This window comes from Secundilactobacillus kimchicus JCM 15530 (genome assembly GCF_001433995.1).
GTDB lineage: Bacteria > Bacillota > Bacilli > Lactobacillales > Lactobacillaceae > Secundilactobacillus > Secundilactobacillus kimchicus.
In genome coordinates this window covers 417,170-442,609 of record NZ_AZCX01000001.1, presented here as the reverse complement: position 1 = coordinate 442,609, position 25,440 = coordinate 417,170, and the positions used below count along the sequence as shown (strand labels likewise).

Here is a 25,440-nt window from a genome sequence, read left to right as displayed (position 1 = left end):
ATGGCGATTGAAGAGCAAAATAAGCGACCATTAAAGTTGTTTGCGTTGAGTTCCAACCGGCCGCTGGCTGAAAAAATTGCGGCGTCAGCAGGTGTTGAGTTAAGTCAAGCTAGTGTGAAGCATTTTAGTGATGGTGAAATCGCCATCACAATTACCGAAAGTATTCGTGGGGCTGAAGTTTATATTATTCAGTCAGTTTCAGATCCGGTTAATACCAACTTGATGGAATTATTAATCATGGTCGATGCAGCACGTCGGGCCAGTGCTCACGCCATTACAGTGGTGATTCCGTATTACGGGTATTCCCGTGCCGACCGGAAAGCCCGCTCTCGGGAGCCGATAACTGCCAAGTTAATCGCATCGCTTCTTGAAGACGACGGGGTGACCCGGGTGGTCACGCTGGACCTTCATGCAGCCCAACTGCAAGGTTTTTTTGATATTCCGATGGATCACTTAGAGGCTGCACCGCTATTAGCGGGATACTTTATTGATCATAATTTGGCCGATAATTTAGTTGTGGTGTCTCCCGACCATGCCGGAGTGTCACGGGCTCGCCGGATGGCTGAACTGTTGAAGACACCAATTGCTATTATTGACAATCGGACGCCGGACGAATCGACGACTTCAGGGGATGCGGTGATTGGTTCAGTTAAGGGCATGAATGCCATTTTGGTTGACGACATTATCGATACCGCTGAACGGATTTCAATTTCCGCGCAGACGTTGAAAAACGCGGGGGCTAACGACATTTATGCGGCAGCGACGCACCCGGTTTTCAGTCAGAATGCGGTGAAGCACATGGTTGATTCGCCACTTAAAAAGGTGATTGTGACGGATTCAATTCAGATTCCAGAAGAAAAGCAATTTGATAAGATCGAATTGATTTCTGTTGGGGATTTGATGGGTCGTGCAATTCGTCGAATTTATAGTAAACGAAGTGTTGGGAAACTCTTCCGAAAAGAAGAACAAGAAAATATTGAAAAGTAAGGTAGAGGGCCCCGAATTTAGGGGCCCTTTTCTTATTTTTTACTGAAAACGAGGAAGAATTTCACCTTTAAATTGAAATCCGAAGTGAAACATGATATACCTGTATAGGAGAAATGAAAGCGATACCATAGGATAACTATCAACCTTTGGCTAGTCGTTAAGCGATTTAATTGGAGGGTGACCCATGAATTTTGAAGATTTGCTGACGGAACAACGCAACCGCCATTCCACCCATATCGATCGGGTAGAAACGCAGGAAATGGTTGATATTATTAACCGTGAAGACCAGCGGGTCGGCCGGGCCATTCAAAAGGAACTGCCTCAAATTGCAAAGGCAATTGATTTGGCAACTCGCCGATTTGATTCTGGCGGCCGGTTAATCTACATTGGCGCTGGGACATCGGGCCGGTTAGGCGTGTTGGATGCTACTGAACTCCGGCCAACGTACGGTCTGGAAGAATCGCAAACGTTTGGCATTATTGCGGGAGGTCCGGAGGCTATGTTTCACACGCTTGAAGGCGTTGAAGATTCCGCTGATTTAGCTGTTAACGACCTGAAAAAAGTGGCGTTGACGCAACAGGATATTGTGATCGGCATCGCAGCCAGTGGCGCGACGCCGTACACGGTGGCTGCCTTAGGCTACAGCCATCAGGTTGGCGCATTAAGCATTGCGGTTACCTGTGTCAATGACAGTCCATTGGAACAAAATGCGGACGTGACAATTTCGCCAATTGTTGGGCCGGAAGTCGTGACTGGGGCAACCTTAATGAAGGCGGGTACCGCTCAAAAGATGGTGTTGAACATGCTGTCAAGCGGAATCATGATTCGGTCTGGCAAAATTTACCAAAACCTGATGATCAGTGTCGTGCCAACTAACGAGAAAACGCTGCGACGAGCAAAGCGGATCATCGCGGCCGCTACTCAAACGTCCGAGTTAGCTGCAGAGCGAGCGCTAGAACGTGCTAATAACAACGTGCCACTCGCCATTGTGTTGATTGAGACGAAGGGGACGATTGCAGAGGCAAAAGCGCTTTTGGACCAGTCCGATGGGCATGTGGCGGCCGCTGTTAATTTAGGGTCGAAATAAGCCGAGGGTAAAGGTTGACGCGGGTTGTTTTCACTTATAGAATTAATGGTGGAAACTGAGATTTAAGAGAGAAGAGGAATTGAATTTGTACAAAGCTGATGAAAACCGGTACGATGGGCGGATGCCAGTTCGGCGGGCGGGGAACAAAGGATTGCAACTTCCCGCTGTATCTTTGGGCATGTGGCATAGTTTTGGCGACGACGCCAACTTTGCGGACAGTCAAGAGATTATTTTAAATGCTTTTGATAACGGTATTTTTAGTTACGACCTTGCTTATAATTACGGGCCAGAATCAGGTGCTGCTGAGCGGATGTTTGGCCAAGTTTATCAAGCCAACTTAAAGCCTTACCGTGACGAGCTCGTCATTACCACTAAGGCGGGCTTTCACATGTGGCCAGGGCCGTACGGCGAAATGAGTTCGCGTAAAACATTGATCAACGCGATTGACGGTAGTTTGAAACGGATGGGGTTAGACTACGTTGACATCTTTTATAGCCACCGTTTTGATCCCGAAACGGATCCCGAAGAAACTGCCGAAGCATTGGATAGCATTGTTCGTTCAGGCAAAGCGTTATACATTGGAATCTCAAATTACACTGATGCCCAAACAAAGGCGGTCCTAAAAGTCTTTAAAGAATTGCATACGCCTTTTGTGTTAAACCAATTGTCCTATAACATGTTGAACCGGGATATTGAACGAGATGGCGTGTTAGACACGTTGAAAGCCAATAACGTTGGAATGGTTGCCTACGGGCCGCTTGCGGAAGGTTTGTTGACGGATCGCTACCTCGGTGGTATTCCAGAAGATTTTCAAATCCATTGGAGTAGCACCGACGTCATGGATCAAGGGCGGGCCAAGTTGGTTGAGAAGCTAAATGCTTTAAACGAAGTTGCACAAGGCCGAAATCAGAGCCTTGCTCAAATGGCGTTGGCTTGGCTGCTCAAGGATCCGGTGGTGGTTTCCGTTGTCACGGGGGCTTCGAAAGTGAAACATTTGCAAGATAACTTACAAGCAGTTCAAAATACCAGCTTTACGACTGACGAATTAGAGCGGATTGAATCCATTCTAAACGCCTAGGCTGACATTCCCTGTTTCATCAACTTGGTGGAATGGGGATTTTTTGTTTTACGGTAGTCTGATGATCCAAGTGATGGGTCTAAACTAATTCAGGCTTGCCGATAGGGGGGAACTCGTGACACGAAAAGTAACCATTCGAGACCTCGCAGAAGCCGCTGGGGTTTCGGTGACGACCGTCTCACAAATTTTAAACGGTAAAGGGGATCGATTTAGTAGCGATACTCGAGCTCGAGTCCAAAACTTACAGGAGCAGCTGGGATATGTCCCAGACTATAACGCTCGCAATCTGATTATGCGGTCCACTCAAACGATTGGGGTCCTCATCCCTAATTTAGCTAATCCCTTTTTTAGTATGTTTATTAAAGGAATTCAGAAGGCGGCCCAGGCCCATCAGTTCGTTCCCATTATTTTTGATGCAAACCATAACCTTGAACTTCAAGATCTATATCTGGAGGAACTTATCAAACGGGCGGCCAACGGGTTAATTATTGCCAGTGCAACGTTAGATGCGAACGATATTGACCGGATTTTAACCAGAAATGGCATTCCATACCTGTTATTTGATCAAAACGATGCTCAAGTGGGTGATCGGGTGTGGGTTGACGACTACAAAGGTGGGCAAATGGCGGCAAATTACCTGTTACAAAGCGGCCATCGTCGGATAGCACTACTAATTGGCGAAAATCCAACTAAGAACATTCAGCAACGAATTAGTGGGTTCCGGTCAGTGATGCGGCAGTATCAGTTGAACTTGGCAGATGATATGATCATCGAAACGGAAATGACTAAATTGGGCGGGTATCAGGCGGTCGATAAGCTTTTAGCTAAGGCCCCGACCGCAGTGTTTACCATTAACGATGAAATGGCGGTCGGCCTGTACCGAGGTTTAACCGAACGGGGGTTGAAAATTCCACAGAATCTGTCAATTATGGGGTACGATGACATTGATTTGGCCCAGTTTGTCGCTCCCAAACTCACCACGATTCGGCAACCTGCTTTTGAAATGGGACGGGTCGCAACAGAGCTTCTGATTGAGCGAATTAATGATCCAAGACTCGATCATCAGGATCGACAGTTACCGTTAGAATTAATTGAACGCGACAGTGTCCAGACGATTTCAAATTCACCAAAAATTTGAATTATTCATGATGATTTTATGTTGTCTGAAGATTTAAATAGGATGAATTGTGAATTTTAGATGAAGAAAGTTTGACTAAATGTCCGAAATTCAGCAGATTCACGGCATTTAAAATTTATAATCAAAATTTAATTTTTAAATTTTATGCATCATATTCAGTATATTTAATGATTTCGAACTGAATATACATGCTTTTGGAAATTTTCTGGGTGCGTATTCAAAACGGGGTTAAAATGCGAAATAGTTCACATTTTGGTTGATAACTTTCTCAAGAAACCATTTTTATTTTGCACTATGATAGAAGTGTCAAATAGAGATTAGGAGGGTTATCATATGACAAGTCCAATTCACGTAACTTCAGAAATCGGTAAATTAAATGTTGTGATGCTGAAACGACCGGGTGTTGAGGTTGAAAACTTCACGCCAGAAATGATGCCACGGTTACTGTTTGATGACATTCCTTACCTGCCAATTGCGCAAAAGGAGCACGATAACTTTGCTGACACGTTACGGGATAACGAAGTTGAAGTTTTATACCTAGAAAAATTAGCGGCTGAAGCCCTCGATGCGGGTGGGCCAGAGGTTAAAGCGACCTTTTTAAACCAGATGTTAACGGAATCTGGCTACGCGGCTGGGGTGCTGCACGGCGTTTTGAAGGATTACTTAAGTTCGATGAGCACCCAAGACATGGTGGTTAAGATTATGGGTGGGGTTCGAAAGAACGAGTTGGACTTCATTCCACGTGATTTGGTTAGTGCGGCAGAGGAGCAAGATTATCCGTTTTTCATGGATCCAATGCCAAACCTTTACTTCACCCGTGACCCGGCTGCCTCGATTGGCGATGGTCTTAGCATTAATCACATGACTTTCCCGGCACGGCAACGCGAATCCTTATTTATGGAAACCATTATTGAACATCATCCACGGTTTGCGAACCAGGGACTCAACGTTTGGCGGGATCGTCACCACACAACCCGAATTGAGGGCGGAGATGAACTTGTCTTGAGTCCACAAGTGCTGGCAATCGGGGTTTCTGAACGGACAAGTGCTAACGCCATTGAAGACATTGCTCAAAACCTGTTTACGAAGGGCAGCACGTTTGAAAAAGTGATTGCCATTAAGATTCCTCACAACCACGCAATGATGCATTTGGATACGGTTTTTACAATGATTAATCATGATCAATTTACGGTTCACCCAGGCATTTTAGGCGAGGGTGGTTACATTGATACGTGGACAATCACGCAGGGCAACGACGGGGAACTTCACCTTCAGCACGACACGGATCTGAAGCAAGTGCTTAAAAATGCGCTTAACTTGGACGATCTTGATTTGATTCCAACAGGTGGTGGCGATCCGTTAATCGCGGATCGTGAGCAGTGGAATGATGGCTCAAATACGTTGGCCATTGCTCCCGGCGTTGTGGTGACTTATAACCGGAACTACGTTTCAAACCGCGTATTACGCGAACACGGCTTGAAAGTGCTAGAAGTGCTGTCAAGTGAATTATCTAGAGGCCGTGGTGGTCCTCGTTGCATGAGTATGCCACTAGTTCGCGAGGACATCTAAATTCATTTTTAAGGAGAAAAATTATGACTGATTTTAAAAATAGTGTCTTTCAGGGCCGGTCAGTACTGGCCGAAAAGGATTTTACAGCTGCCGAGTTGAGCTACCTGATTGATTTTGGACTTCACTTAAAGGCCCTCAAAAAAGCTGGGGTTCCACACCACTACTTGGAAGGTAAAAACATTGCGTTGTTGTTTGAAAAAACGTCAACTCGGACTCGATCGGCCTTTACAACGGCTGCGATTGACTTGGGCGCTCACCCAGAGTTTTTAGGGGCTAACGATATTCAGCTTGGTAAGAAAGAATCAGTTGAAGACACGGCCAAAGTCTTGGGTAGTATGTTTGATGGCATCGAATTCCGTGGCTTTTCGCAACGTGCGGTCGAAGGGTTAGCGCAATACTCTGGCGTTCCGGTTTGGAACGGGCTAACTGATGAATGGCATCCGACCCAGATGCTGGCTGACTTTATGACGGTTAAAGAAAACTTTGGCCACATTAAAGGTCTCACGTTGACTTTTATGGGTGATGGTCGAAACAATATGGCTAATTCCTTATTGGTTACTGGCGCCATTTTAGGGGTTAACATTCACATCGTGGCCCCTAAGGAACTTCATCCGACTCAGGAGGTTCAAGATATCGCCAACGGTTTTGCTGCCGACTCCGGGGCCAAACTATTAATTACGGATGATCTCGATGAAGGCTTGAAGGGGTCAAACGTGGTGTATACAGACGTTTGGGTTTCGATGGGTGAAAGTAACTGGGAGGAACGCGTTAAGCTATTAACGCCTTACCAGGTGAATATGGCCGCCATGAAAAAGACGGGTACGCCTGATGATCAGTTAATTTTCATGCATTGTCTACCAGCGTTCCACGATACAACAACTGAATATGGGAAAGAAATTGAAGAAAAATATGGCATAACCGAAATGGAAGTTACGGATGAAGTTTTCCGGAGTAAGTATGCACGTCAGTTTGAAGAAGCTGAAAACCGGATGCATTCAATCAAAGCGATGATGGCTGCAACCCTTGGAAACCTCTTCATTCCACGGGTTTAACAACAATTGCGGGCAGATAGTGATGACTATGTGCCCGTTTTTAATAGGAAGGTGATTAGGATGGCAAACCGAAAGATTGTGGTCGCACTTGGCGGCAACGCGATTCTATCCAAAGATGCGAGTGCCCAAGCACAACAGCAAGCACTACGAGACACCGCGAAAACCCTCGTTGCCTTTATCAAACAAGGCGATCAACTCATTATCTCTCACGGAAACGGACCGCAAGTCGGGAACTTACTACTCCAGCAAGCGGCCGGCAGCACTGAAAAGAACCCGCCAATGCCACTGGATACAGCAGTTGCCATGACTCAAGGGAGCATTGGCTACTGGCTCCAAAACGCAATGAACGAGGTTTTGGTCGAAAATGGGTTAGAGACAGAGGTGGCCACAATTGTGACTCAGGTTGAAGTGAGCCCTGATGATCCGGCGTTTATAACCCCAACAAAACCCATTGGGCCGTTTTATTCAAAGGCTGAGTGTGACCTTATCAAAGCAGCTCATCCCGAGCAAACTTTTGTTGAAGACGCAGGCCGTGGCTATCGGCGTGTGGTTCCTTCTCCGCGACCAATTGGTGTGATTGAAGCAAGTGTTGTTAACCAGTTGGTGAGTGCTGGCATTGTCCCAATTACGGTGGGCGGCGGTGGCGTCCCAGTTGTTCGCGATAACCAGCGTTTTGTTGGGCGTGAAGCCGTGATTGATAAGGACTTTGCATCCGAAAAATTAGCCGAGTTGGTGGGGGCTGACCTCTTAATTATTCTGACTGCGGTCGACAATGTTTTTGTGAATTTCAATCAGCCCGATCAAAAACGGTTAGAGGCTGTTTCGGTGGCTGAAATGAAGGACTATATTGCGCAAGATCAGTTTGCTAAAGGTAGCATGTTGCCGAAGGTTCAAGCCGCCATTGACTTTGTGGAGAGTCGGCCAGAAAGTTCGGCGGTCATTACGTCATTAGAAAATGTTGGCCGGTTTCTCGAAAAGGGCGACGGCACGATTATTTCAATGTCTCCCGTCCCTAGCCAGTCCTAGTTGAACACGGTATAATGGAACCAGAATGATACGGAAGGGTTCGCATTGACTGATGGACAACAGAGGAACGCTTGATCAATACAGACCACTGCTGCGCGAAAAAGATGACTTCAATACGCTAAGCGATTCGGCTTTTGCTAATTTAACGGCTGATTTGCAAGTCCGAAAGTATCCGAAAGGCCAAGTCCTGTTTAGTCAAGGAGACGGCCGCGACCGGTTTTACTATGTGATTGATGGGGTGGTTCGCCTTGAGCGGATCGACGAAACGGGCGATTTTGGCTACCTCAATTATGTCAAGCCGGACAAGGGATTTCCCTACCGAGGGATTTTTTCAGCGACGGAGTACCCGTACGATGCGGTTGCAATGACGCCCTTGATTATTGCCTCATTTCCGATGAGCGACTATGAGGACGCGGTTCGTCATTGCCCAGCAACGATGGCGCGATTGGTGAAGCTACTGGGACAAATTATTGACGTGACTGAGGATCGACTTCAACGAATGGTGACGTCGAGTGCCCGCAATAGAGTGATGCAAGCGCTGATTATATTTGGCAAGGAATTGGGGGTCCCTTCAGTGGCGACCAACATTAAAATTCCGTACCCAATCACGCTAATTGAGCTTGCTCGTGTTAGCGGGACGACTAGGGAAACGGCTGGTCAGATTGTGGCTCAACTGGTCGAATCAGGTAAAATTATGTACCACCGGAAGATGTTCACGTTTGATCCCAATGATTTGATGTCGCACGGTCAATAGCGAACGGGTTGGAAAAGTGAGGCTCACCATGAAAAAAGAGGTTCGGCAATCCAAAATTGAACAACTCATTAACCAGTATTCAATTGCGACGCAAGAGGAACTAATGGCCCGGTTAAAAAGCGCTGGAATTGTGGCCACGCAAGCCACTATTTCGCGCGATATTCGGGAGATGCAAATTGTGAAGCAACAAGACGCTACTGGGGCGTCACACTACATGGTTTATAAAGCAGGCAACCAAAACGAGCGGCAGCGCCTGTATCGCTCCATTAGCGAAACGGTGACGAACTATCAGCGCGTGAGATTTATTACGATCGTGCACACGCTACCGAGCTACGCTAACATGTTGGCGGCCATCATTGACGACTTAGATTTAGATGCGGTCGCTGGCACGCTAGCTGGGCATGATACCATTGTCTTAATCAGTCCAAGCGAGCCTGATGCAGAATCCGTTTTGGCAGTTTTTGCAAGGTATGCAAATCCTGATTTGTCAGAGGAGTAACTCAAAAGGCCAGTCACAGCGTATTGTTGTGGCTGGTCTTTTGAGTTACAATAAATGAGACGATTTTCATAAAAATTTCATCAAAATGAAAGAAGAGATGATTGTGACCCTGACGATTAAATCCGTTGCTCTGTTCCCCGTATCCGTTCCTTTGAAGGAACCGTTCAAAACTGCATTGCGCACGGTGACAACCGCTGAAACGACCCTCATCGTGTTGACTGATTCCGATGGTATGACGGGGTTAGGTGAGGCTGCACCGACGGCTGCAATTACCGGTGATACTCAGGGAAGCATCAAGACGGCCATTGAAACCGCAATTGCCCCGAAGATTGTGGGGTTGCCATTGACAGCCCCAGAGCGGGTAAAACGCGCGATTGAAACGGCCATTGTGGGCAATCATAGTCCCAAGGCAGGCGTTAATATTGCGGTTAATGACTTATTAGCCAAGCACTATGGTGTCTCCGTTGCGCGTTATTTGGGTGGGTTTCGATCGGCTTTTGAAACCGACTATACCATCAGCGTTGGCTCTGAAGCGGAGATGGTTAATCACGCGGCACGATTAGTAAAGCAGGGGTTCAAAACGTTGAAAATTAAGGTGGGCACGTTGGCGCCAGAGGCCGACCGGCAACACGTAGCGGCTATTCGATCGGCAGTTGGACCAGCGATCGGATTACGACTGGATGCCAACCAAGGATGGCATCCAAAAGCTGCTGCGCGGGCAATCAATGAAATGACTGACGCAGGTCTTAATCTCGAGTTGGTTGAACAACCGGTGCCAGCCGCTGATTTCTCTGGAATGGCGTACGTGACACAACACACCGAGGTCCCAATTATGGCGGACGAGAGCATCTTTTCACCAGCGGATGCGTTGCGCCTGCTAAATATGGGCGGATGTGATATTATCAACCTTAAACTAATGAAGGCTGGCGGATTAGACAATGCTTTAACGATTAACACAATTGCAGAATCCTTTGGCACTCCGTGCATGGTGGGATCGATGATTGAATCTCAAGTGTCAGTGACAGCAGCAGCCCATTTAGTAGCGGCTAAGCAAAATGTCGCCTACGTCGATTTGGATGCCGCGATGATGTTTCAATCACAGCCAGCTCAAGGTGGAATCGTGAACGAAGGCAACGTCATTACGGTTCCTGATGCCGCTGGGCTGGGTCTTAAATATGAACCAAATCAAGTGAGGTGAGTGATTAAATGAAATTGAAACGGGTGGTGGTGCCAGTCGCAACGGTCTGGACTAGTTCGACGGCGCCCCGAGAAATAGATGCGCCCGCTTTGAAGGGCGATGTGCAACAATGGGTTGCGGATATGTCTGATGCGGACAGCATTACATTGGGAGATGGCAACCGGATTGCCACGCAAGTCCTGTTTAATGATGAGGTGTTGGTGCTTTCGGAGGCTGGCGACTGGTCTGAAATTGTGGTGCCGTCGCAGGCTGATGACTCAGATGTTCGCGGTTATCCTGGCTGGGTTAAAACGGCGCTTTTGACCGAAATTGCACCAGATGCTGTGACGACAACTCAGGTCACGGTGGCGAGCCCATTAACAACGTTATTTGATGACCATCACGATCCGTTACTAACGGTCTCAATGGGAACGCGATTTAGCCAGCTTGATATAACGGCGGACGCGGTTAAAGTGGCCACGCCGCTTGGGCCGGGCTATATCGATAAAGAAAGCATTGCCATGCCGTTTGCTGATCTAGCAATGAATGAACGGTTGGTAGCAATGGGGCGTCAATTCTTGGGCCTTCGCTATTTGTGGGGCGGAATTAGCGCGTACGGTTTTGATTGCTCTGGCTTTGTTTACACCCTTCACCGCGTTTTGGGATTCGAATTACCACGTGATGCGGATGATCAGTACTATAATGGTCAACCCGTTGCGGCTGAAAATCTCCAGCCCGGGGATCTACTATTTTTTGCATACGAACATGGGCACGGTCGGATTCACCACGTTGGCATGTATATTGGTCATGGTCAGATGATTCAATCCCGGACATTAGGGAAACAAGTGGACATTGCGACCTTGACTGAGCTACGGTATGCACCAGAATACGTCGGCGCTCGGAGGTACTGGCGGGCATGAAGACAACGGCGTTTGAAACCTTAGTGGCCCCGATGAGTGATCATGTGGGATTAATTGTCAAAGTCGCTGATCAAACCATTTTTGCTCACCGTGCTCGTCAATTATTCCCAGCAGCTTCGATTATTAAGCTTGCTATATTGGCAACGCTCATGGATCAAGAAGAAGACATGGCGAAACCGATTCGGTTAGCGTCCCAGGGAGTCGTGGGTGGTGCGGGTGTCTTACAAGAATTGGGGTCAGGTACCTATTCATTGCGGGATGTTGCAGCGTTAATGATTAGTGTTTCGGATAATACCGCAGCAAATCTATTGATTGACTACCTTGGAATGGCGACCATTAACGACTGGCTAGGCCGGAATGGTTATCATGAAACGGGTTTGAATCGCCGGTTAATGGATGTGGGCGCCTTAAAACAGGGCCGCGAGAACACGGTTAGTGCGGCGGAGTCAGAACGGCTGTTAGTTCATTTATTGACGCGTTATCCAGTTGTCCGATCATGGTTTTTTAACCAACAATTTCGCTATAAGTTGCCCGGGGTCTTCGATGAGCTTGATACGGCCGTTAAGGTTGCCAATAAAACGGGTGAAGGTCCAAACATCGATCACGATGTTGCCTGGTTTGAGACGGACAGTCAGGTGGTAACCGTGGCCGTCCTAACTGCTGGAATCCCGGGACGTCAGCAAGCATTAGCGTTTATCCAATCAATTGGTCAGTTAATTTGGCAAGAAATGACGCAGTAGTCGGTGAAAACCGGCTACTTTTTTTTATGGTTATTTTTAGTTTTTTGCTGTATTCGCAAGAAAAACTTAACGTTTTGTGGGGCCATTTTTGGAAAATGTGTTAATATGAACTTGTATCATTTTAAAACGCGATATTTGATATGGAGACATACGAAGGAGTGGTTTGATTTGGGAAAACGACAGACAGCTGTTAAAGCTGCAACGGCTGGGCTTATCGGGGCAGCCGGTCTAATGGTAGCAGGTGGTCTATCTGCCAGTGCCAAGACCATAACCGTTAAATCTGGAGATTCAATGTGGGGAATCGCCAACAAGTATGGTGTGACCATCAAAACATTGGAACAGTTAAATCATATTAAGCAAACTAAAGCGGGCGTTGACCAGATCTTTGCTGGTCAAAAGATCGTTTTACCAGGGCGAACGACGGCGCCGCTTGGCACCAAGTCAGCTAAGGCTAAGGCAGCGGGTACTACTAAGCAGGTCGTTCGGTCGGTTAAAGCGACGACCGCAACAACCCGCACAACAGGCACTACATATACGGTCCGATCGGGCGACTCGCTTTCTCGGATCAGTTCTAAATATGGTGTAACCATTAATCAGTTGAAGAGCTGGAATGGATTAAAGTCTAATTTCATTTACCCGGGTGAAAAATTAGCGGTTCGCGCTAGCGCGGCTCAGAAGTCGGGATCGGTCGTTAAGCCTCTGAAGCAGTCGGTTTCTAAGAAGAAGGCAACGACGACAAAGGCCGATGCGGTCATTGCGAACTCGACCACATCAGTGACAGGATTGGCTGTCAAATTAGCGGGGATGAAGATTCCGTACGTTTGGGGTGGCGCTTCATTAAGTGGCATGGACTGTTCTGGGTTGGTGTCGTACGTATATGGTCATGCGGCTGGTATTAGTCTGGCACACAGCACAGTGTCCCAGGAAAAGGCGGTTTCAACGCACAGTGTAGCAGATGCCCAACCCGGTGATATTTTATTCTGGGGTCAAGAAGGGGCCACGTATCATGATGCGATTTACATTGGCAATAACCAGTATGTCGCGGCGCCTCAACCGGGTCAAAACGTTGAAATTGAAACGATTAGTCAGTACTTTATGCCTAGTTTCGCTGGGACGGTTACTGACGCGTAAAAAAGTTTATCAAAAGGGTTAACAAACGGCCCAAAAGGTTGTAGAATACGTTTTGTTCTCATAATGAGAGTCACAATTATGATGCTAGACGGGGTGTTGAAATGAGTAATCGCTCAGAGATTGTTGCGGAATTGCAAGATGCTTCCACAGCGCTAGATGCTTTAAAAACGACCGAATGTAAACGAATCAAGAAAACTGCGGACACCGTGGTTATCCAACCAGAATTTGGGTTTCAAATGCAGTTACTGAGTCGGAAATGCGATCAGTTACAAATGATCTTGGAAGCCATGGAGGCTTCCGAAGATTAGCGGTTGGTTTTATTAATTTTGGATGGAATCATAACCACCCGTAAAACGGGTGGTTTGCTCTAGGGCTATAAGCCCTATGTACTTGCCAGCGTCTCAAGGCGCTGGTTTTTGTGTGTCAAAGCCAACTGCACTTACCACTGTTGCCCACCGCTTTATCGTATTACTTGCTTGGACCCTAAAGGGGTCTTCGTACTCTTTGACGCTTAACTTATCAACAGCCATGTCATGCTTTTCTTGGTCGCGAATATATTTTGTGATGGTTGCTTCATTAGGTCCGACAGTGCTCACATAGTCCCCCTCAGCCCAAAAGTGTCTATTGCCAAATCGATACTTCAAATTCGCATGTCTTTCAAACATCATCAGGGCACTCTTGTCTTTTAGATATCCCATGAAGCTTGAGACGCTTAACTTCGGCGGAATGTTTACAGATGCACGTGATCTGGCATCATGTGACCTTAAATTATTTGAACTCCTTTATACTTACAAAGGAGTTTTATCACCGCCTGTAAATCTTTGCGGTATTGATTGTAAATTACTTTTCTCCTATACTTTGGAGTAAATACGATATGGTACTTGCACAACCATTTAGTGTGCGCGAGACTATTGAGCTTATTCGCCATGAAAGTTTCCCCCTTCGAATTTTATGTTGGCTTCGACACCTACATTCTATGCCGATTGGGGGATTTTTTGTCTAACAAATTTGCCATCCGCCCGCATAGCGGGTGGGTTTTTGTTTCGCACGCTTTGCGAGCTCAACTCGGTCTAAAGACAATACGACTAAAAAAAGCGATCAGTTTAGCTGATCGCTTTTTTGTGGTGGTGATTATATTAAATGGTGGGATCAATCCAGAATGGATATTGTGTGATTTCAAAGTAAGCATCCCAGTACTTACCGCCCAGTTCTTCGCCGTCAATTTGACCGTACTCGATGCTAGGGGCAATGAGGTGAATTTTAGCAGCATGATAGTGGTGAACTGATTTCATTTTAAGATGGCGCCCCAACGCAATCATCAGGGCGATTCCAATCATTTTAAATAGGTTTGGTTTTTCGACCACAATCAAATCAAGGTTAGCGTCGCTCACCGAGGCGGGGGGAAGAATATTGATACCACCGCCAAAATAAGGGTGGTTTGACACCGTAACGAGAAACGCTTTTGAATAAATATCCCGGTGGCCATTGACGTGGACCGTAAGCGGGAAGCCTTGTTGATTATAAACAACGTTGATAAAAGAGAAGAGGTAGGCTAATTTCCCCATGTGAATCCGGTTTAAAAAGACTTTCAAGCGAGAGCTATTAGCGGCCGCTACGATGGCCGCATCGAGCCCGATCCCAACGTTATTAGTAAAGACCGAGCTAGACTGTTTGATTGTGTCGCGATACTGGCCAATGGTTAACCAATTGGCGGCAGTGCAGTCCAGAATCTGGTTTAAGGCCGGTCGCCAACTATTAGCCATTTTTAGGCCTCGTGCAAAGTCATTACCAGAACCGACGGGTAAATAGGCAACGGGGATGGGGGTGGTTAAATGGGCATCATTCAAGCCATTTAATACTTGATGGAGCGTGCCATCGCCACCTACAGCCAAAACGACCCAATTAGCCGGATCACTGGCGTGGTTCTTAGCAAATTGATGAGCGAGTAGGATGCTGTGCCCAGCGTATTGGGACCGACCGAGCTCAAAAGTAACGTTTCGCTGGTTTAACTGTTCTTCAATAGCCGGCCACACTGCTTTAGCACGGCCCGCACCCGCGTGGTCATTTAAAATAACATAGTATTTCACAGCCACCCAATGGCTCCTTTCCTAAAAATCATACCTAATCATTATAGCGAATTTTTTTGGTGCGGGCTACATGCTTTGCGCAAAAATAAAAAAACGACCTCAAATATAGAAATTTTGAGACCGTTTTTGTCGTCTAGTCCATGATCAACATTGGTAAAATCATGGGATGACGTTCTGTTTTTTCAAATAAGAAATTCTGCAAGTCATCGATGATGGCATTGCGAATTGAAGCTTCATTCGCCTTTTTCGATCGCATGGCCCGCCGGATTGTTGAAAAGACGAGGCGGCGCCCTTCATTAAGGAGTTCGCCAGACTCGCGCATGTACACAAATCCGCGGGATAACAGGTCTGGACCAGCTTGAATGTTTTTATCTTTTAGGTTGATCGTCGCGACAACGACGACTAACCCTTCTTCGGAAAGAAGTTGGCGGTCACGTAAAACGACATTTCCAATGTCGCCAATTCCACTACCATCGATATAAACATCGCCTGCTGTAAAATGCCCAGCAATTCGCGCCGTATCTTTGGTTAAGGCTAAGACATCACCGTTTTCCATGATAAACGAATGGTCAAGCGGTACGCCACATTGTTCAGCCAATTCGGTATGGATCTTTAACATCCGGTATTCACCATGAATTGGCATAAAGAACTTCGGCTTCATTAGCCGTAACATCAACTTTTGCTCTTCTTGGCCACCATGACCAGACGTATGGATATTGTTAACCTTACCGTGGATCACTTTGGCACCGGCTTCTTCAAGTTCGTTAATGACGTGGTTAACACTGGTGGTGTTACCAGGGATTGGGTTACTTGAAAAAACAACGGTATCGTTCGGTTGAATTGAAATCTGACGGTGAGTTCCGTTAGCAATCCGTGAAAGGGCAGCCATTGGTTCACCTTGAGAACCGGTACATAAAATCATGACCTTGTCGGCTGGAAGTGAACGTAAATCATTGGCGTCAATCAAGGCTTCGTCCGGAATGTTTAAGTAGCCAAGTTCGCGGCCATTAACAATGGCAGCTTCCATGCTTCGACCAAACACCGCAATCTTGCGACCATGTGCAAGCGCTGTTTCGCAAGCTGTTTCAATCCGCGAAATGTTTGAGGCGAAAGTGGCGAAAATAATTCGGCCTTCTACTTGATCAAAAATTTTCCGGATTGACTTACCGACCCATTTTTCGGACTTTGTCCAAATGGGTCGTTCGGCGTTGGTGCTGTCAGCCATGAGGCATAGCACGCCTTCTTCGCCAAGCCGAGCCATTTTTTGCAGGTTAGGCGGCTGATTGGTAACTGGGGTCAGATCGAACTTGAAGTCCCCAGTTTGGACGATGACCCCAGCAGGGGTGTGAACAGCAATTCCAAGTGTATCAGGAATTGAGTGGGTGGTTCGGAAAAACTCAACGCTGGTTTTCCGGAACTTCAACACCGTGTCTTCGTTAATTTCGTGAAGCTCGGCTGTCCGAAGTAACCCGTGTTCGTCAAGTTTGTTTTTAATGAGTGCTAACGCTAGTGGTCCAGCATAAATGGGGACGTTGAGATCTTTTAATAGGTAGGGAACCCCACCAATATGATCTTCGTGTCCATGGGTGATAACCAAACACTTGATCTTGTCCTTATTCGCTACAAGATAGTGATAATCAGGAATGACATAATCAATTCCTAGTAAGTCATCTTCGGGAAATTTAATCCCGGCATCAATTAAAATAATTTCATCTTGGAATTGAATACCGTAAGTGTTTTTCCCAATTTCGCCTAATCCACCAACGCCAAAAATTGCAGTCTCATTATTTTTGACGTTCAATTTTTTCATTGATTAAACTCCGTCAACTTATAGTCCGGGTTTTGTTGTTCGTATTCAAGGAACTTCCCCTCAAGCGGTTCGATGAATTCAATGTTATGACCGGTGTTTTCGGTCACGAGTGCTCGTGCCTGAACTTCCGTGTCAGCATTAATAAAAAGGGACTTAGTCGTTTCCCGTTTGGGGTTGCGAACTTGGTCTTCTTGATAGTAGACTTTAAAAATCATGATGAAATAGTCAGCATCCTTTCTGAGTTAAAAATACGTTTCGAGTTCATGTAGAATGAATCATCTATTTTTGCAACCGAACGTCTTGTTGTAAGCAACAACAGTTATTTACATACTATCATATCGCTTAAAAATTGTATATAAGTTTAACCGGTGCTGACATAATCTTGGTTGGTTTGAAAATCCTGGTCCGACAAGCTTTAAGGTTTTCAAAACCATTCGCTACTGACCCACTCAATCAAAGGTGTCTTTTGTGCAGTTCTGAGTTGTTGGTAATAAGTGGGCAAAAAGGCCGTCAAGTCGCTCTGAATTCAAATGATTGGGCCCTGTTTCGGTTTAGTTGGCAACTCGCAGCCAGTTGCCAGCAACGTTGGTATTTTTAAACTTGATTTCTCAGATTTGCCGGTACCGTGGGTTTTGTGGAATCCGGGTACAATCGCATCGCATTACCTAATTTTCACAGTCCATGGTATGATTATTTTAAAGGAGGACTGATCATGAGTCGTGAACTAACCATTATAATCGCCGTTGTTGTGGCCATTGTTATCTACATCCTCATTCATCGGGGAATCGTCAATCGGGCCACCCGGCGAGCCCATGAACAGGCTCTTTTACAAACTGAAAGTGCCATGCGAGCAGCCCTTCAACGCCTGGTGGACGACCACTTTGTTTCCGACCAGACTGTTTTGTTATCACGGACAACGGTCGCGGACGGGTGGGGCCGCGGGGTGATGGCGTTTGAATTTGTGGTCAAATTGCCCACTAATAGCGGTGAGCAACTCCAGATTTTTCGGCAGCAGCTTAATCGGATGTTGAGTGATTATGCGAGTGATCACGACATCAAGACTGCCAGTCCGGCGGGGGGCTCGGCCTTCTTGGTTACCGATATTTGGCAACACGGTGACCGGGTGCACATGAGTGTTGCCTACCTTGTCAATGAAGCGACGATTGAATACTTAAAAGATCTACATAAGGTGGATCAAAGGGACTAAAAAAGCCTCCGCAGATTTAGGTGATAAATCTGCGGAGGCTTTTTGTGACCGTTTCTAGGGACGGGTCATATTAGTCAAACATGACGGTGTCTTCACTAATTTCAAAAGGATGGTCCCGGTCGATATGGTCGTAAAATAAAATGCCGTGAAGATGATCAATTTCGTGTTGGCAGACGATGGCGGGATAATCCCTTAGGCGCACTTTGTGGGTTTCGCCCTCAACGTCTTGATAGCGAAGGGTAATCCGATCGTGGCGTGGTACAAAGCCAGGCACATCCTCATCAACTGATAGACAGCCCTCACCTTCGGTTAAAGCGCCGTCTTGAACGGAGTGACTAACGATCACAGGGTTAATGATGACGTCGGTGAAAGGCGACTGACCACCTTCGGTTTCTGCTGGTACCAAGACCGCGGCCATCATTTTAGAAACGCCAACCTGTGGTGCTGCTAGGCCAACGCCAGCACGAAGCCCATACTTTTTAGCCAGTGTCTCGTCTTGACTAGTGACGAGGTATTCCATCATATCGTTGGCTAGTTTACGATCCGACTCTGAGAGTGGGAAAGTGACGTTTTCGGCTTCTTGGCGAAGAACCGGATCACCGTCGCGAACAATATTTTTCATTAAAATCATTTGAACGACCTCCGAACTAAAATCAATTAATTTTATCATATTTTCAAATAAAAATGAAACTGCAAAATATGTGATAAAAATCACTATCTTTTTTCAGAAAATTCTTTTTATTGACGTAGCGCGGAATCGGAGCATTTTGCGATATAAAAGTAATGAAAGGGCTTGCACGATTTGTGAAAGCGTGTTAATTTAGAGTCGTAGTTGAGAAAGCAAACGCTTTCAAAAAATGAGCGGACTGCGTTTGCATATACACGGAAAGGAAAGTGTTAGTTATGGCGAAAAAGACTGGGCAGACAATTGATTTTGCATCAATTAAAGCCAAGATGAGCGATCCTTACAAAAAGCCACTCCAAGTAGTGGATGAAACAGGTAAGATTGTGAATCAAGAACTTTTCGATAGTTTCTCAGACGAAGAGCTGGTAGATTTCATGAAAAAAATGGTTTGGGAGCGCGCCTTGCACGAACAGACCATGAACTTCTCCCGCCAAGGCCGGTTAGGGTTCTATGCTCCAACTTTTGGTGAAGAAGCATCAGAAATGGGGTCAGTTTCTGCTTTTACCGACAAGGACTGGCTGTTCCCAGCTTACCGTGACTTACCACAACTTATTCAACACGGGGCAAGTGTCACCCAAGGCTTCCTCTGGTCAAAAGGAAATGCCGTCGGCGACGATTATGGCGATACTCGTGCTTGGTTCCCACAAATAATTATTGGTGCTCAATACGTCGAAGCAGCCGGAGCCGCTTTAGGGTTAAAGAAAAACGGTGAAAAAGATGCTGTGGCCTTCACCTATACCGGTGATGGTGGGACGTCTCAGGGTGACTTCTACGAAGGAATCAACTTTGCTTCATCGTTCCAAGCCCCTGCAGTCTTTATGGTTCAAAACAACGGTTGGGCCATTTCCGTACCACGAAAGACGCAAACAGCCGCTGAAACGTTGGCTCAAAAGGGTGTTGCTTCAGGTGTTCCTGGTGTTCAGGTTGACGGGATGGATGTTTTGGCCGTTTACATTGCCACTAAAGAGGCCCGCGAATTTGCAGCAGCCGGTAACGGTCCAGCATTAGTTGAAACCTTAACTTACCGGTTTGGGGCTCACTCATCAGCTGGTGACGATCCATCACGTTACCGGACTAAGGAAGAAGAAAAACCTTGGTTCGATGCTGATCCATTGATTCGGATGAGAAAAGTATTAACGGATAAAGGATTATGGTCACAAGAACAAGAAGACAAGCTTGTTGAAGAATACAAGAATGACTTCAAGGCTTCAATGAAAGAGGCCGAAAACACACCAACGCAATCAGTTGTTGACATGTTGAAGACGACGTTTGAAGAACCGACACCTCAAGTCAAAGCTGACATTGCAAGATTTGAAGCAAAGGAGTCGAAGTAACCATGGCTAAATTAACTTATATCAAAGCAATTACAGATGGTTTAGACGTTGTCTTGGGCGAAGATCCAAAAACTTTGATCTTCGGTGAAGACGTTGGTAAAAACGGCGGTGTGTTCCGGACAACGGAAGGCCTTCAAGATAAGTATGGTGAAGACCGAGTTTTCGATACACCCCTTGCGGAATCTGGGATTTTAGGGTTATCAATCGGGCTAGCAGCAACTGGTTGGCGCCCAATCCCTGAAATTCAATTCATGGGCTTTACCTTTGAAGCCGTTGACTCAATCGGAGGCCAAATGGCCCGAAACCGGTTCCGGTTTAGCGGCAAGCGGGCGATGCCGATTACAATTCGGACGCCGTTTGGTGGTGGGACTCATACCGCTGAAATGCATGCCGACAACCTGGAAAACTACTTTGTCGGGACGCCAGGGTTGCGGGTTGTGACCCCATCTAACCCATACGATGCCAAAGGAATGATTATTTCAGCAGTTGAAAATAACGATCCGGTTTTGTTCATGGAAAACTTAAAGCTTTACCGGTCAATGAAGGATGAAATTCCAGAAGGCAAGTACACGGTGCCACTAGATACGGCTAAGGTCGTCAAAGAAGGGACCGACCTCACAATTGTGGCTTACAGTGCCGAAGTCAACGAAGCATTGAAGACGGCTGAAAAGCTGGAAAAGGAAAACATTTCCGTTGAAGTCATTGATTTGCGGTCATTATCACCAATTGACACCGATACAATCTTTAAGTCAGTTGAAAAGACCCACAAAGTAGTTGTTGTTCAAGAAGCTCAAAAGATGGCCGGTGTTGGCGCTCAAGTCGCTTCAGAAATTGCAGAACATGCAATCATGAACCTTGACGCCCCAATTGGCCGGGTTGCAGCACCAGACTCAGTTTATCCTTGGGCTCAGGTTGAAAATGACTGGTTACCAAACGCCGACGATATTGAAGAAAAGGCGCGCGAGATCCTGAATTACTAGGTCGTACCTAGCAATACTTTGTGATAATAGAAAGGAAGTTTTTCCATGGCTTTTGCATTCAAACTCCCAGAGCTTGGTGAAGGTATGGCCGAAGGCGAAATCGCTTCATGGCTAGTTAAAGAAGGAGACACCGTTAAGGAAGATGACCCGTTAGTTGAAATCCAAAACGATAAGTCTGTTTCTGAACTCCCTTCACCTGTAAATGGAACGATTAAGAAGATTGTTAAACAGGAAGGCGAAACAGCAGAGATTGGTGACACGCTTGTTGAAATCGACGACGGTTCTGCTGATACGCCGGAGGACAGTGGTAGTGCGGACACGGCTGAACCGGCACCAGAACCAGCAGCAACGCCAGAACCAGCTGCGCCAGCACCTGCTGCAGCTGCACCCGCTACTGGTGTTCCAGCGATTTCTGATCCGAATAAGATTGTATTAGCAATGCCGTCTGTACGGCAGTACGCCCGCGACAAGGGGATCGATATTAGCACCGTTACGCCAAGTGGGAATCACGGCCAGATTTTAAAAGCTGATATTGATAACTTTAACGGTGCCGCTGCTCCAGCTGCCCCAGCTGCCCCAGCTGCTTCTGGACCTGCTCCGGCTGCTGCACCAATTAAGCCTTACAAGTCAGCCGAACCTGATTTGGAAACCCGCGAACCGATGTCAATGGTTCGTAAAGTAATCGCTAAAGCAATGCGTGAATCAAAGGATATTTCACCTCACGTTACTTCATTCCAAGACGTCGAAGTTTCAGCACTGATGGCTAACCGGAAGAAGTATAAACAACGGGCTGCTGATCAAGACATCCATTTAACTTTCTTACCATACATTGTTAAAGCGTTAGTCGCTGTTTTGAAGGCATACCCTGAATTTAACGCTTCATTGGATATGGCAAGTGAAGAAATCGTTTATAAGCACTACTACAACATCGGGATTGCGACGGATACGGACCACGGTCTGTATGTGCCAAACGTGAAGAACGCTGATTCCAAAGGCATGTTTGAGATTGCCAAAGAAATCACTGAAAACACGCAAGCTGCTAAGGATAACAAACTTAGTGCCGACGCAATGTCAGGCGGATCCATTACGATCAGTAATGTTGGCTCAATTGGTGGCGGTTTCTTCACACCAGTAATTAACCAACCTGAAGTCGCAATTTTAGGGGTCGGTAAGATTGCTAAGGAACCGTACGTCAATGAAGATGGGGAAATCGAAGTTGGCAACATGCTGAAACTATCGTTAAGCTACGATCACCGTTTGATTGATGGCGCATTAGCTCAACGAGCATTGAACCTAATGAACGAATTGCTCCATGAACCGGAATTGTTATTAATGGAAGGATGACCATAATATGGCAGATGTTGAAAAGCGCGATACCGTCATTATCGGAGCAGGACCTGGGGGCTATGTAGCCGCAATTCGAGCCGCTGAGCTCGGGCAAAGTGTGACGGTTATTGAAAAATCTGATACTTTAGGCGGCGTGTGCTTAAATGTCGGATGTGTGCCATCCAAAGCATTAATTAACGCGGGTCACCGTTTCCAAGAAGCTGCTGATGCTGCTGTTTTTGGAATCACGACACAACAACCAAGTATTGATTTTTCAAAGACGCAAGATTGGAAGCAACACTCTGTGGTTGATCGGATGACCAGCGGCGTTAAGATGTTGCTTAAGAAACACAAAGTTGATGTCTTACAAGGAGAAGCCGTTCTGGACTCAAATTCGCGGCTCCGGGTTGTTTCAACGGGACCAAAGCAGTTTATGAGTGCCGATGACGGACTAACAATTGAGTTTAAAAACCTGATCATTGCAACTGGAAGTCGACCAGTTGAAATTCCTGGTTTCAAATTTGAAGGCCGGGTCATTGACTCGACGGGTGGTTTGAACTTGCCAGAAATTCCAAAAGAATTTGTTGTGATTGGTGGCGGGTACGTCGGCACTGAATTAGCTGGTGCTTATGCAAACCTCGGCTCTCATGTGACCATTCTTGAAGGAACGGACTCTATTTTGCCAAACTTTGACAAAGATATGGTTGCCGTTGTTTTGAAGGAAATGAAGAAGAAGGGCATCGATGTCGTCACCGGTGCCATGGCTAAGAAATCAGCTCAGGATGCTAACGGTGTGACCGTTACTTATGAAGTTGACGGGAAAGCCCAAGACATTAAAGCAGATTACTGCATGGTCACTGTTGGTCGGCGACCAAATACTGACGATATCGGGCTCGAAATGACCGATGTTAAGACGACTGACCGTGGTTTAATTGAAGTAGACGAGCAGGGTCGTACCAGTGTTTCGAACATTTGGGCAATCGGTGATATTGTTCCGGGTCCGGCGCTGGCTCACAAAGCCTTTTTTGAAGCTAAAACTGCTGCCGGTGCCATTGCTGGCAATAAGACGGCCAATGATTGGGTCGGAGTACCAGCAGTCTGCTTTGCTGACCCAGAATTAGCAACGGTTGGGTTAACCCAGCAAGACGCTAAGGATAAGGGAATCGAGGTTTCAACGGCCAAGTTCCCATTTGCTGGTAATGCTCGAGCTGTCTCTCTTGATCAGCCTGATGGATTTGTTCGGCTGGTTTACACGAAGGACGAAAAAAACGTCTTAGGCGCTCAAGTGGTCGGACCTGGCGCATCGGACTTAATTGCTGAATTGAGTCTGGCTGTTAATGGTGGGATGAATGTTGAAGATATTGCATTGACCATTCACCCACACCCAACGCTATCAGAACCGATTCAAGAAGCGGCTGATATTGCGATTGGATTCCCAACCCATATTTAATTGATTGGTTGACGTTTTATAAAGAGGAGGTAAGCAGGCTAGCTTACCTCCTCTTTTCGTGATTAAACGGGTTTTATGAACTGTTGAGGCAAAGAAAGTTGTTGAACATGTTGGAAAAACACGTGGCGTAGGGTTAAATGTTGCGCTTCGTGAGGTTTTCTTTATAATGAAAAGAAGAAACGTGGTGTAAGCCACCTGTTAGGTTGATAACGAGGAGGGTAACGGTGAAAACAAACTATCAGTACCCACTGGAGCCAGATTGGTCGGCGAAGGATATCGAGACGGTCACAACGCTATACCGTCACGTAGAAGATGCGTACGAGTTACCGCAAGGGGTCAACCGGGCGCAATTATTAGCGAGTTATTTACAATTTAAAACAGTTGTCGATAGCAAGGCGCTAGAGAAAAATTTAGGCCGCCAGTTTGAACAGGTTAGTAATTATAGTATTTACAAAACGGTTCAGGCCGCAAAAAATAGTGAGAAAAAAATGATCAAAATGTCGTAACGGAGGTGGAAAATGGACGATTTAACATTAATTCAGATTGATCGAAATGTGAAACAATGGCTCCGTCAGGCGCGGACGCTTGTTTTGACAAAGATGACTGAGCGACTAACGGTCAATGAAAAAAGCAGTCGCAAGGATTTGGTGACGAACGTTGATAAGGAAAATGAAAAGTTTCTGATTACAAAAATCAAAAATTACGCCCCTGACAGTCATGTTTTAGGGGAAGAAGGATTTGGCGATCAAATTAACCGTGAAAAGGGTTGGATTTGGATTGTTGACCCAATTGATGGCACAATGAATTTTGTCAAGCAGCAGGATCATTTTGCCATCATGGTTGCGTTATACATTGATGGCCAAGGTGTTTTAGGCTACATCTACGACGTCATGAATGATGAACTCTATTCTGGGGGACCAAACCTAGGCGTGTTTAAAAACGATGTGCAATTAGATCAACCCGCCAATACTGCTCTTGCTGATGGCCTCGTCAGCTTGAGTGCACCGCTGCTGATTCATGACCGATTTAACCTATTGCAGGCTGCCGATGAAAGTTCAGGAGTCAGGGTCTATGGTTCGGCCGGAATTGAGATGATTCATTTATTAACGGGAAAAATTATTACCTATGTGTCGTACTTAAAGCCGTGGGATTTTGCAGCTGGCAAAATTTTGGGAGAAACTCTTGGCCTTGTCACTTCAACTATTGACGGGCAACCGCTTGATATGCTATCATCAGGTTTTGTAATGGTAGCAACGGAGAATGCACAACGCGACATTCTACCAATCATCGGTCAAAACGGCTGACTGTGACGGCTCTGTCACAGTTTTTTTATGGCGTCAGGTTCGGCAGCCCTTTGAACAACTTCCGAATCTTCGTTTGTTGAAATCGAGTTGCTAAGTGAA

At 46.3% G+C, this 25,440-nt stretch carries 24 protein-coding genes and 2 pseudogenes; 21 read left to right on the top strand and 5 right to left on the bottom strand.

Annotated elements, in window-relative coordinates; translation table 11 throughout:
- The 14 genes and pseudogenes from FC96_RS02235 (at nt 1) to FC96_RS02170 (ending at nt 13,466) form a co-directional block, all read left to right on the top strand.
- Nucleotides 1–987, top strand: a complete 987-nt coding sequence (locus tag FC96_RS02235) for a ribose-phosphate diphosphokinase (RefSeq protein ID WP_056941838.1) — start codon at nt 1–3, stop codon at nt 985–987.
- Nucleotides 988–1,171: 184 nt separating this feature from the next.
- Nucleotides 1,172–2,074, top strand: a complete 903-nt coding sequence (gene murQ, locus FC96_RS02230; RefSeq protein ID WP_056941837.1) for an N-acetylmuramic acid 6-phosphate etherase — start codon at nt 1,172–1,174, stop codon at nt 2,072–2,074.
- 85 nt (nt 2,075–2,159) lie between these two features.
- Nucleotides 2,160–3,152 carry an aldo/keto reductase gene (locus tag FC96_RS02225; protein ID WP_054659710.1) on the top strand — a complete coding sequence of 331 codons (993 nt, stop codon included), beginning with the start codon at nt 2,160–2,162 and terminating at the stop codon, nt 3,150–3,152.
- A gap of 115 nt (nt 3,153–3,267) precedes the next feature.
- Nucleotides 3,268–4,290 carry a ribose utilization transcriptional repressor RbsR gene (gene rbsR / locus FC96_RS02220; RefSeq protein ID WP_056941836.1) on the top strand — a complete coding sequence of 341 codons (1,023 nt, stop codon included), beginning with the start codon at nt 3,268–3,270 and terminating at the stop codon, nt 4,288–4,290.
- A 333-nt stretch (nt 4,291–4,623) separates the two neighbouring features.
- Nucleotides 4,624–5,859 carry an arginine deiminase gene (arcA, locus tag FC96_RS02215; protein WP_056941835.1) on the top strand — a complete coding sequence of 412 codons (1,236 nt, stop codon included), beginning with the start codon at nt 4,624–4,626 and terminating at the stop codon, nt 5,857–5,859.
- A 23-nt stretch (nt 5,860–5,882) separates the two neighbouring features.
- On the top strand, nt 5,883–6,911 hold the full coding sequence (gene argF, locus FC96_RS02210; protein ID WP_056941834.1) for an ornithine carbamoyltransferase: 1,029 nt from the start codon (nt 5,883–5,885) through the stop codon (nt 6,909–6,911).
- 60 nt (nt 6,912–6,971) lie between these two features.
- Nucleotides 6,972–7,937 carry a carbamate kinase gene (gene arcC, locus FC96_RS02205; RefSeq protein WP_054659708.1) on the top strand — a complete coding sequence of 322 codons (966 nt, stop codon included), beginning with the start codon at nt 6,972–6,974 and terminating at the stop codon, nt 7,935–7,937.
- 52 nt (nt 7,938–7,989) lie between these two features.
- Complete coding sequence (locus FC96_RS02200) at nt 7,990–8,691, top strand: Crp/Fnr family transcriptional regulator (protein ID WP_056941833.1); 702 nt, start codon at nt 7,990–7,992, stop codon at nt 8,689–8,691.
- Nucleotides 8,692–8,719: 28 nt separating this feature from the next.
- A complete protein-coding gene (locus FC96_RS02195) occupies nt 8,720–9,190 on the top strand; it encodes an arginine repressor (protein WP_056941832.1) in 471 nt (156 codons plus the stop codon).
- A gap of 85 nt (nt 9,191–9,275) precedes the next feature.
- On the top strand, nt 9,276–10,388 hold the full coding sequence (locus FC96_RS02190) for a mandelate racemase/muconate lactonizing enzyme family protein (RefSeq protein ID WP_235804700.1): 1,113 nt from the start codon (nt 9,276–9,278) through the stop codon (nt 10,386–10,388).
- 8 nt (nt 10,389–10,396) lie between these two features.
- A complete protein-coding gene (locus FC96_RS02185; RefSeq protein ID WP_054659700.1) occupies nt 10,397–11,287 on the top strand; it encodes a C40 family peptidase in 891 nt (296 codons plus the stop codon).
- Nucleotides 11,284–12,027 (top strand): serine hydrolase, encoded by a 744-nt coding sequence (locus FC96_RS02180; protein WP_054659698.1) that lies wholly within the window; start codon nt 11,284–11,286, stop codon nt 12,025–12,027. Before FC96_RS02185 ends, FC96_RS02180 begins: the two co-directional genes overlap by 4 nt.
- Nucleotides 12,028–12,792: 765 nt before the next feature.
- Nucleotides 12,793–13,158, top strand: a pseudogene (locus FC96_RS13265) (C40 family peptidase); the annotation flags it as partial.
- A 101-nt stretch (nt 13,159–13,259) separates the two neighbouring features.
- A complete protein-coding gene (locus FC96_RS02170) occupies nt 13,260–13,466 on the top strand; it encodes a hypothetical protein (RefSeq protein WP_056941831.1) in 207 nt (68 codons plus the stop codon).
- Nucleotides 13,467–13,559: 93 nt separating this feature from the next.
- Here FC96_RS02170 and tnpA read toward each other — a convergent pair.
- The 4 genes and pseudogenes from tnpA to FC96_RS02145 form a co-directional block, all read right to left on the bottom strand.
- Nucleotides 13,560–14,086 (bottom strand): annotated as a pseudogene (tnpA, locus tag FC96_RS12665) (IS200/IS605 family transposase).
- A gap of 208 nt (nt 14,087–14,294) precedes the next feature.
- Complete coding sequence (locus FC96_RS02155) at nt 14,295–15,251, bottom strand: diacylglycerol/lipid kinase family protein (RefSeq protein ID WP_056941828.1); 957 nt, start codon at nt 15,249–15,251, stop codon at nt 14,295–14,297.
- A gap of 127 nt (nt 15,252–15,378) precedes the next feature.
- Entirely contained in the window at nt 15,379–17,055 is a 1,677-nt protein-coding gene (gene rnjA / locus FC96_RS02150; RefSeq protein WP_056941827.1) for a ribonuclease J1, read from the bottom strand.
- Nucleotides 17,052–17,270 (bottom strand): DNA-directed RNA polymerase subunit epsilon, encoded by a 219-nt coding sequence (locus tag FC96_RS02145; protein ID WP_054659693.1) that lies wholly within the window; start codon nt 17,268–17,270, stop codon nt 17,052–17,054. Before FC96_RS02145 ends, rnjA begins: the two co-directional genes overlap by 4 nt.
- A gap of 497 nt (nt 17,271–17,767) precedes the next feature.
- Here FC96_RS02145 and FC96_RS02140 point away from each other — a divergent pair, with 497 nt between their 5' ends.
- On the top strand, nt 17,768–18,262 hold the full coding sequence (locus FC96_RS02140; protein WP_054659689.1) for a hypothetical protein: 495 nt from the start codon (nt 17,768–17,770) through the stop codon (nt 18,260–18,262).
- 70 nt (nt 18,263–18,332) lie between these two features.
- On the opposite strand, the gene def is transcribed toward FC96_RS02140, so the two are convergent.
- Nucleotides 18,333–18,893, bottom strand: a complete 561-nt coding sequence (def, locus tag FC96_RS02135; RefSeq protein WP_054659687.1) for a peptide deformylase — start codon at nt 18,891–18,893, stop codon at nt 18,333–18,335.
- Nucleotides 18,894–19,165: 272 nt separating this feature from the next.
- On the opposite strand from def, the gene pdhA reads away from it, so the two are divergent.
- The 6 genes from pdhA to FC96_RS02105 all read left to right on the top strand — a co-directional run bounded on the left by pdhA (nt 19,166) and on the right by FC96_RS02105 (nt 25,341).
- Nucleotides 19,166–20,281, top strand: coding sequence for a pyruvate dehydrogenase (acetyl-transferring) E1 component subunit alpha (gene pdhA / locus FC96_RS02130; protein ID WP_056941826.1), 1,116 nt, complete (start codon nt 19,166–19,168; stop codon nt 20,279–20,281).
- A gap of 2 nt (nt 20,282–20,283) precedes the next feature.
- Nucleotides 20,284–21,261, top strand: a complete 978-nt coding sequence (locus tag FC96_RS02125; RefSeq protein ID WP_056941825.1) for an alpha-ketoacid dehydrogenase subunit beta — start codon at nt 20,284–20,286, stop codon at nt 21,259–21,261.
- A gap of 45 nt (nt 21,262–21,306) precedes the next feature.
- Nucleotides 21,307–22,605, top strand: a complete 1,299-nt coding sequence (locus tag FC96_RS02120; protein ID WP_054659685.1) for a 2-oxo acid dehydrogenase subunit E2 — start codon at nt 21,307–21,309, stop codon at nt 22,603–22,605.
- A 7-nt stretch (nt 22,606–22,612) separates the two neighbouring features.
- Nucleotides 22,613–24,037, top strand: coding sequence for a dihydrolipoyl dehydrogenase (gene lpdA / locus FC96_RS02115; protein WP_056941824.1), 1,425 nt, complete (start codon nt 22,613–22,615; stop codon nt 24,035–24,037).
- A 224-nt stretch (nt 24,038–24,261) separates the two neighbouring features.
- Nucleotides 24,262–24,543 carry a UPF0223 family protein gene (locus tag FC96_RS02110; protein WP_056941823.1) on the top strand — a complete coding sequence of 94 codons (282 nt, stop codon included), beginning with the start codon at nt 24,262–24,264 and terminating at the stop codon, nt 24,541–24,543.
- Between the two features lie 12 nt (nt 24,544–24,555).
- The gene (locus FC96_RS02105; protein WP_056941822.1) at nt 24,556–25,341 is read left to right on the top strand and encodes an inositol monophosphatase family protein; all 786 of its coding nucleotides are present in this window, start codon (nt 24,556–24,558) and stop codon (nt 25,339–25,341) included.
- The last annotated feature ends 99 nt before the right edge of the window (nt 25,342–25,440 follow it).

Coding starts and splice junctions, on each gene's coding strand:
- FC96_RS02235 (WP_056941838.1), top strand. CDS start 1: ATGGCGATTGAAGAGCAAAATAAGCGACCATTAAAGTTGTTTGCGTTG.
- murQ (WP_056941837.1), top strand. CDS start 1,172: ATGAATTTTGAAGATTTGCTGACGGAACAACGCAACCGCCATTCCACC.
- arcA (WP_056941835.1), top strand. CDS start 4,624: ATGACAAGTCCAATTCACGTAACTTCAGAAATCGGTAAATTAAATGTT.
- argF (WP_056941834.1), top strand. CDS start 5,883: ATGACTGATTTTAAAAATAGTGTCTTTCAGGGCCGGTCAGTACTGGCC.
- arcC (WP_054659708.1), top strand. CDS start 6,972: ATGGCAAACCGAAAGATTGTGGTCGCACTTGGCGGCAACGCGATTCTA.
- FC96_RS02200 (WP_056941833.1), top strand. CDS start 7,990: ATGGACAACAGAGGAACGCTTGATCAATACAGACCACTGCTGCGCGAA.
- FC96_RS02195 (WP_056941832.1), top strand. CDS start 8,720: ATGAAAAAAGAGGTTCGGCAATCCAAAATTGAACAACTCATTAACCAG.
- FC96_RS02190 (WP_235804700.1), top strand. CDS start 9,276: ATGAAAGAAGAGATGATTGTGACCCTGACGATTAAATCCGTTGCTCTG.
- FC96_RS02185 (WP_054659700.1), top strand. CDS start 10,397: ATGAAATTGAAACGGGTGGTGGTGCCAGTCGCAACGGTCTGGACTAGT.
- FC96_RS02180 (WP_054659698.1), top strand. CDS start 11,284: ATGAAGACAACGGCGTTTGAAACCTTAGTGGCCCCGATGAGTGATCAT.
- FC96_RS02170 (WP_056941831.1), top strand. CDS start 13,260: ATGAGTAATCGCTCAGAGATTGTTGCGGAATTGCAAGATGCTTCCACA.
- rnjA (WP_056941827.1), bottom strand. CDS start 17,055: ATGAAAAAATTGAACGTCAAAAATAATGAGACTGCAATTTTTGGCGTT.
- FC96_RS02145 (WP_054659693.1), bottom strand. CDS start 17,270: ATGATTTTTAAAGTCTACTATCAAGAAGACCAAGTTCGCAACCCCAAA.
- FC96_RS02140 (WP_054659689.1), top strand. CDS start 17,768: ATGAGTCGTGAACTAACCATTATAATCGCCGTTGTTGTGGCCATTGTT.
- def (WP_054659687.1), bottom strand. CDS start 18,893: ATGATTTTAATGAAAAATATTGTTCGCGACGGTGATCCGGTTCTTCGC.
- pdhA (WP_056941826.1), top strand. CDS start 19,166: ATGGCGAAAAAGACTGGGCAGACAATTGATTTTGCATCAATTAAAGCC.
- FC96_RS02125 (WP_056941825.1), top strand. CDS start 20,284: ATGGCTAAATTAACTTATATCAAAGCAATTACAGATGGTTTAGACGTT.
- FC96_RS02120 (WP_054659685.1), top strand. CDS start 21,307: ATGGCTTTTGCATTCAAACTCCCAGAGCTTGGTGAAGGTATGGCCGAA.
- lpdA (WP_056941824.1), top strand. CDS start 22,613: ATGGCAGATGTTGAAAAGCGCGATACCGTCATTATCGGAGCAGGACCT.
- FC96_RS02105 (WP_056941822.1), top strand. CDS start 24,556: ATGGACGATTTAACATTAATTCAGATTGATCGAAATGTGAAACAATGG.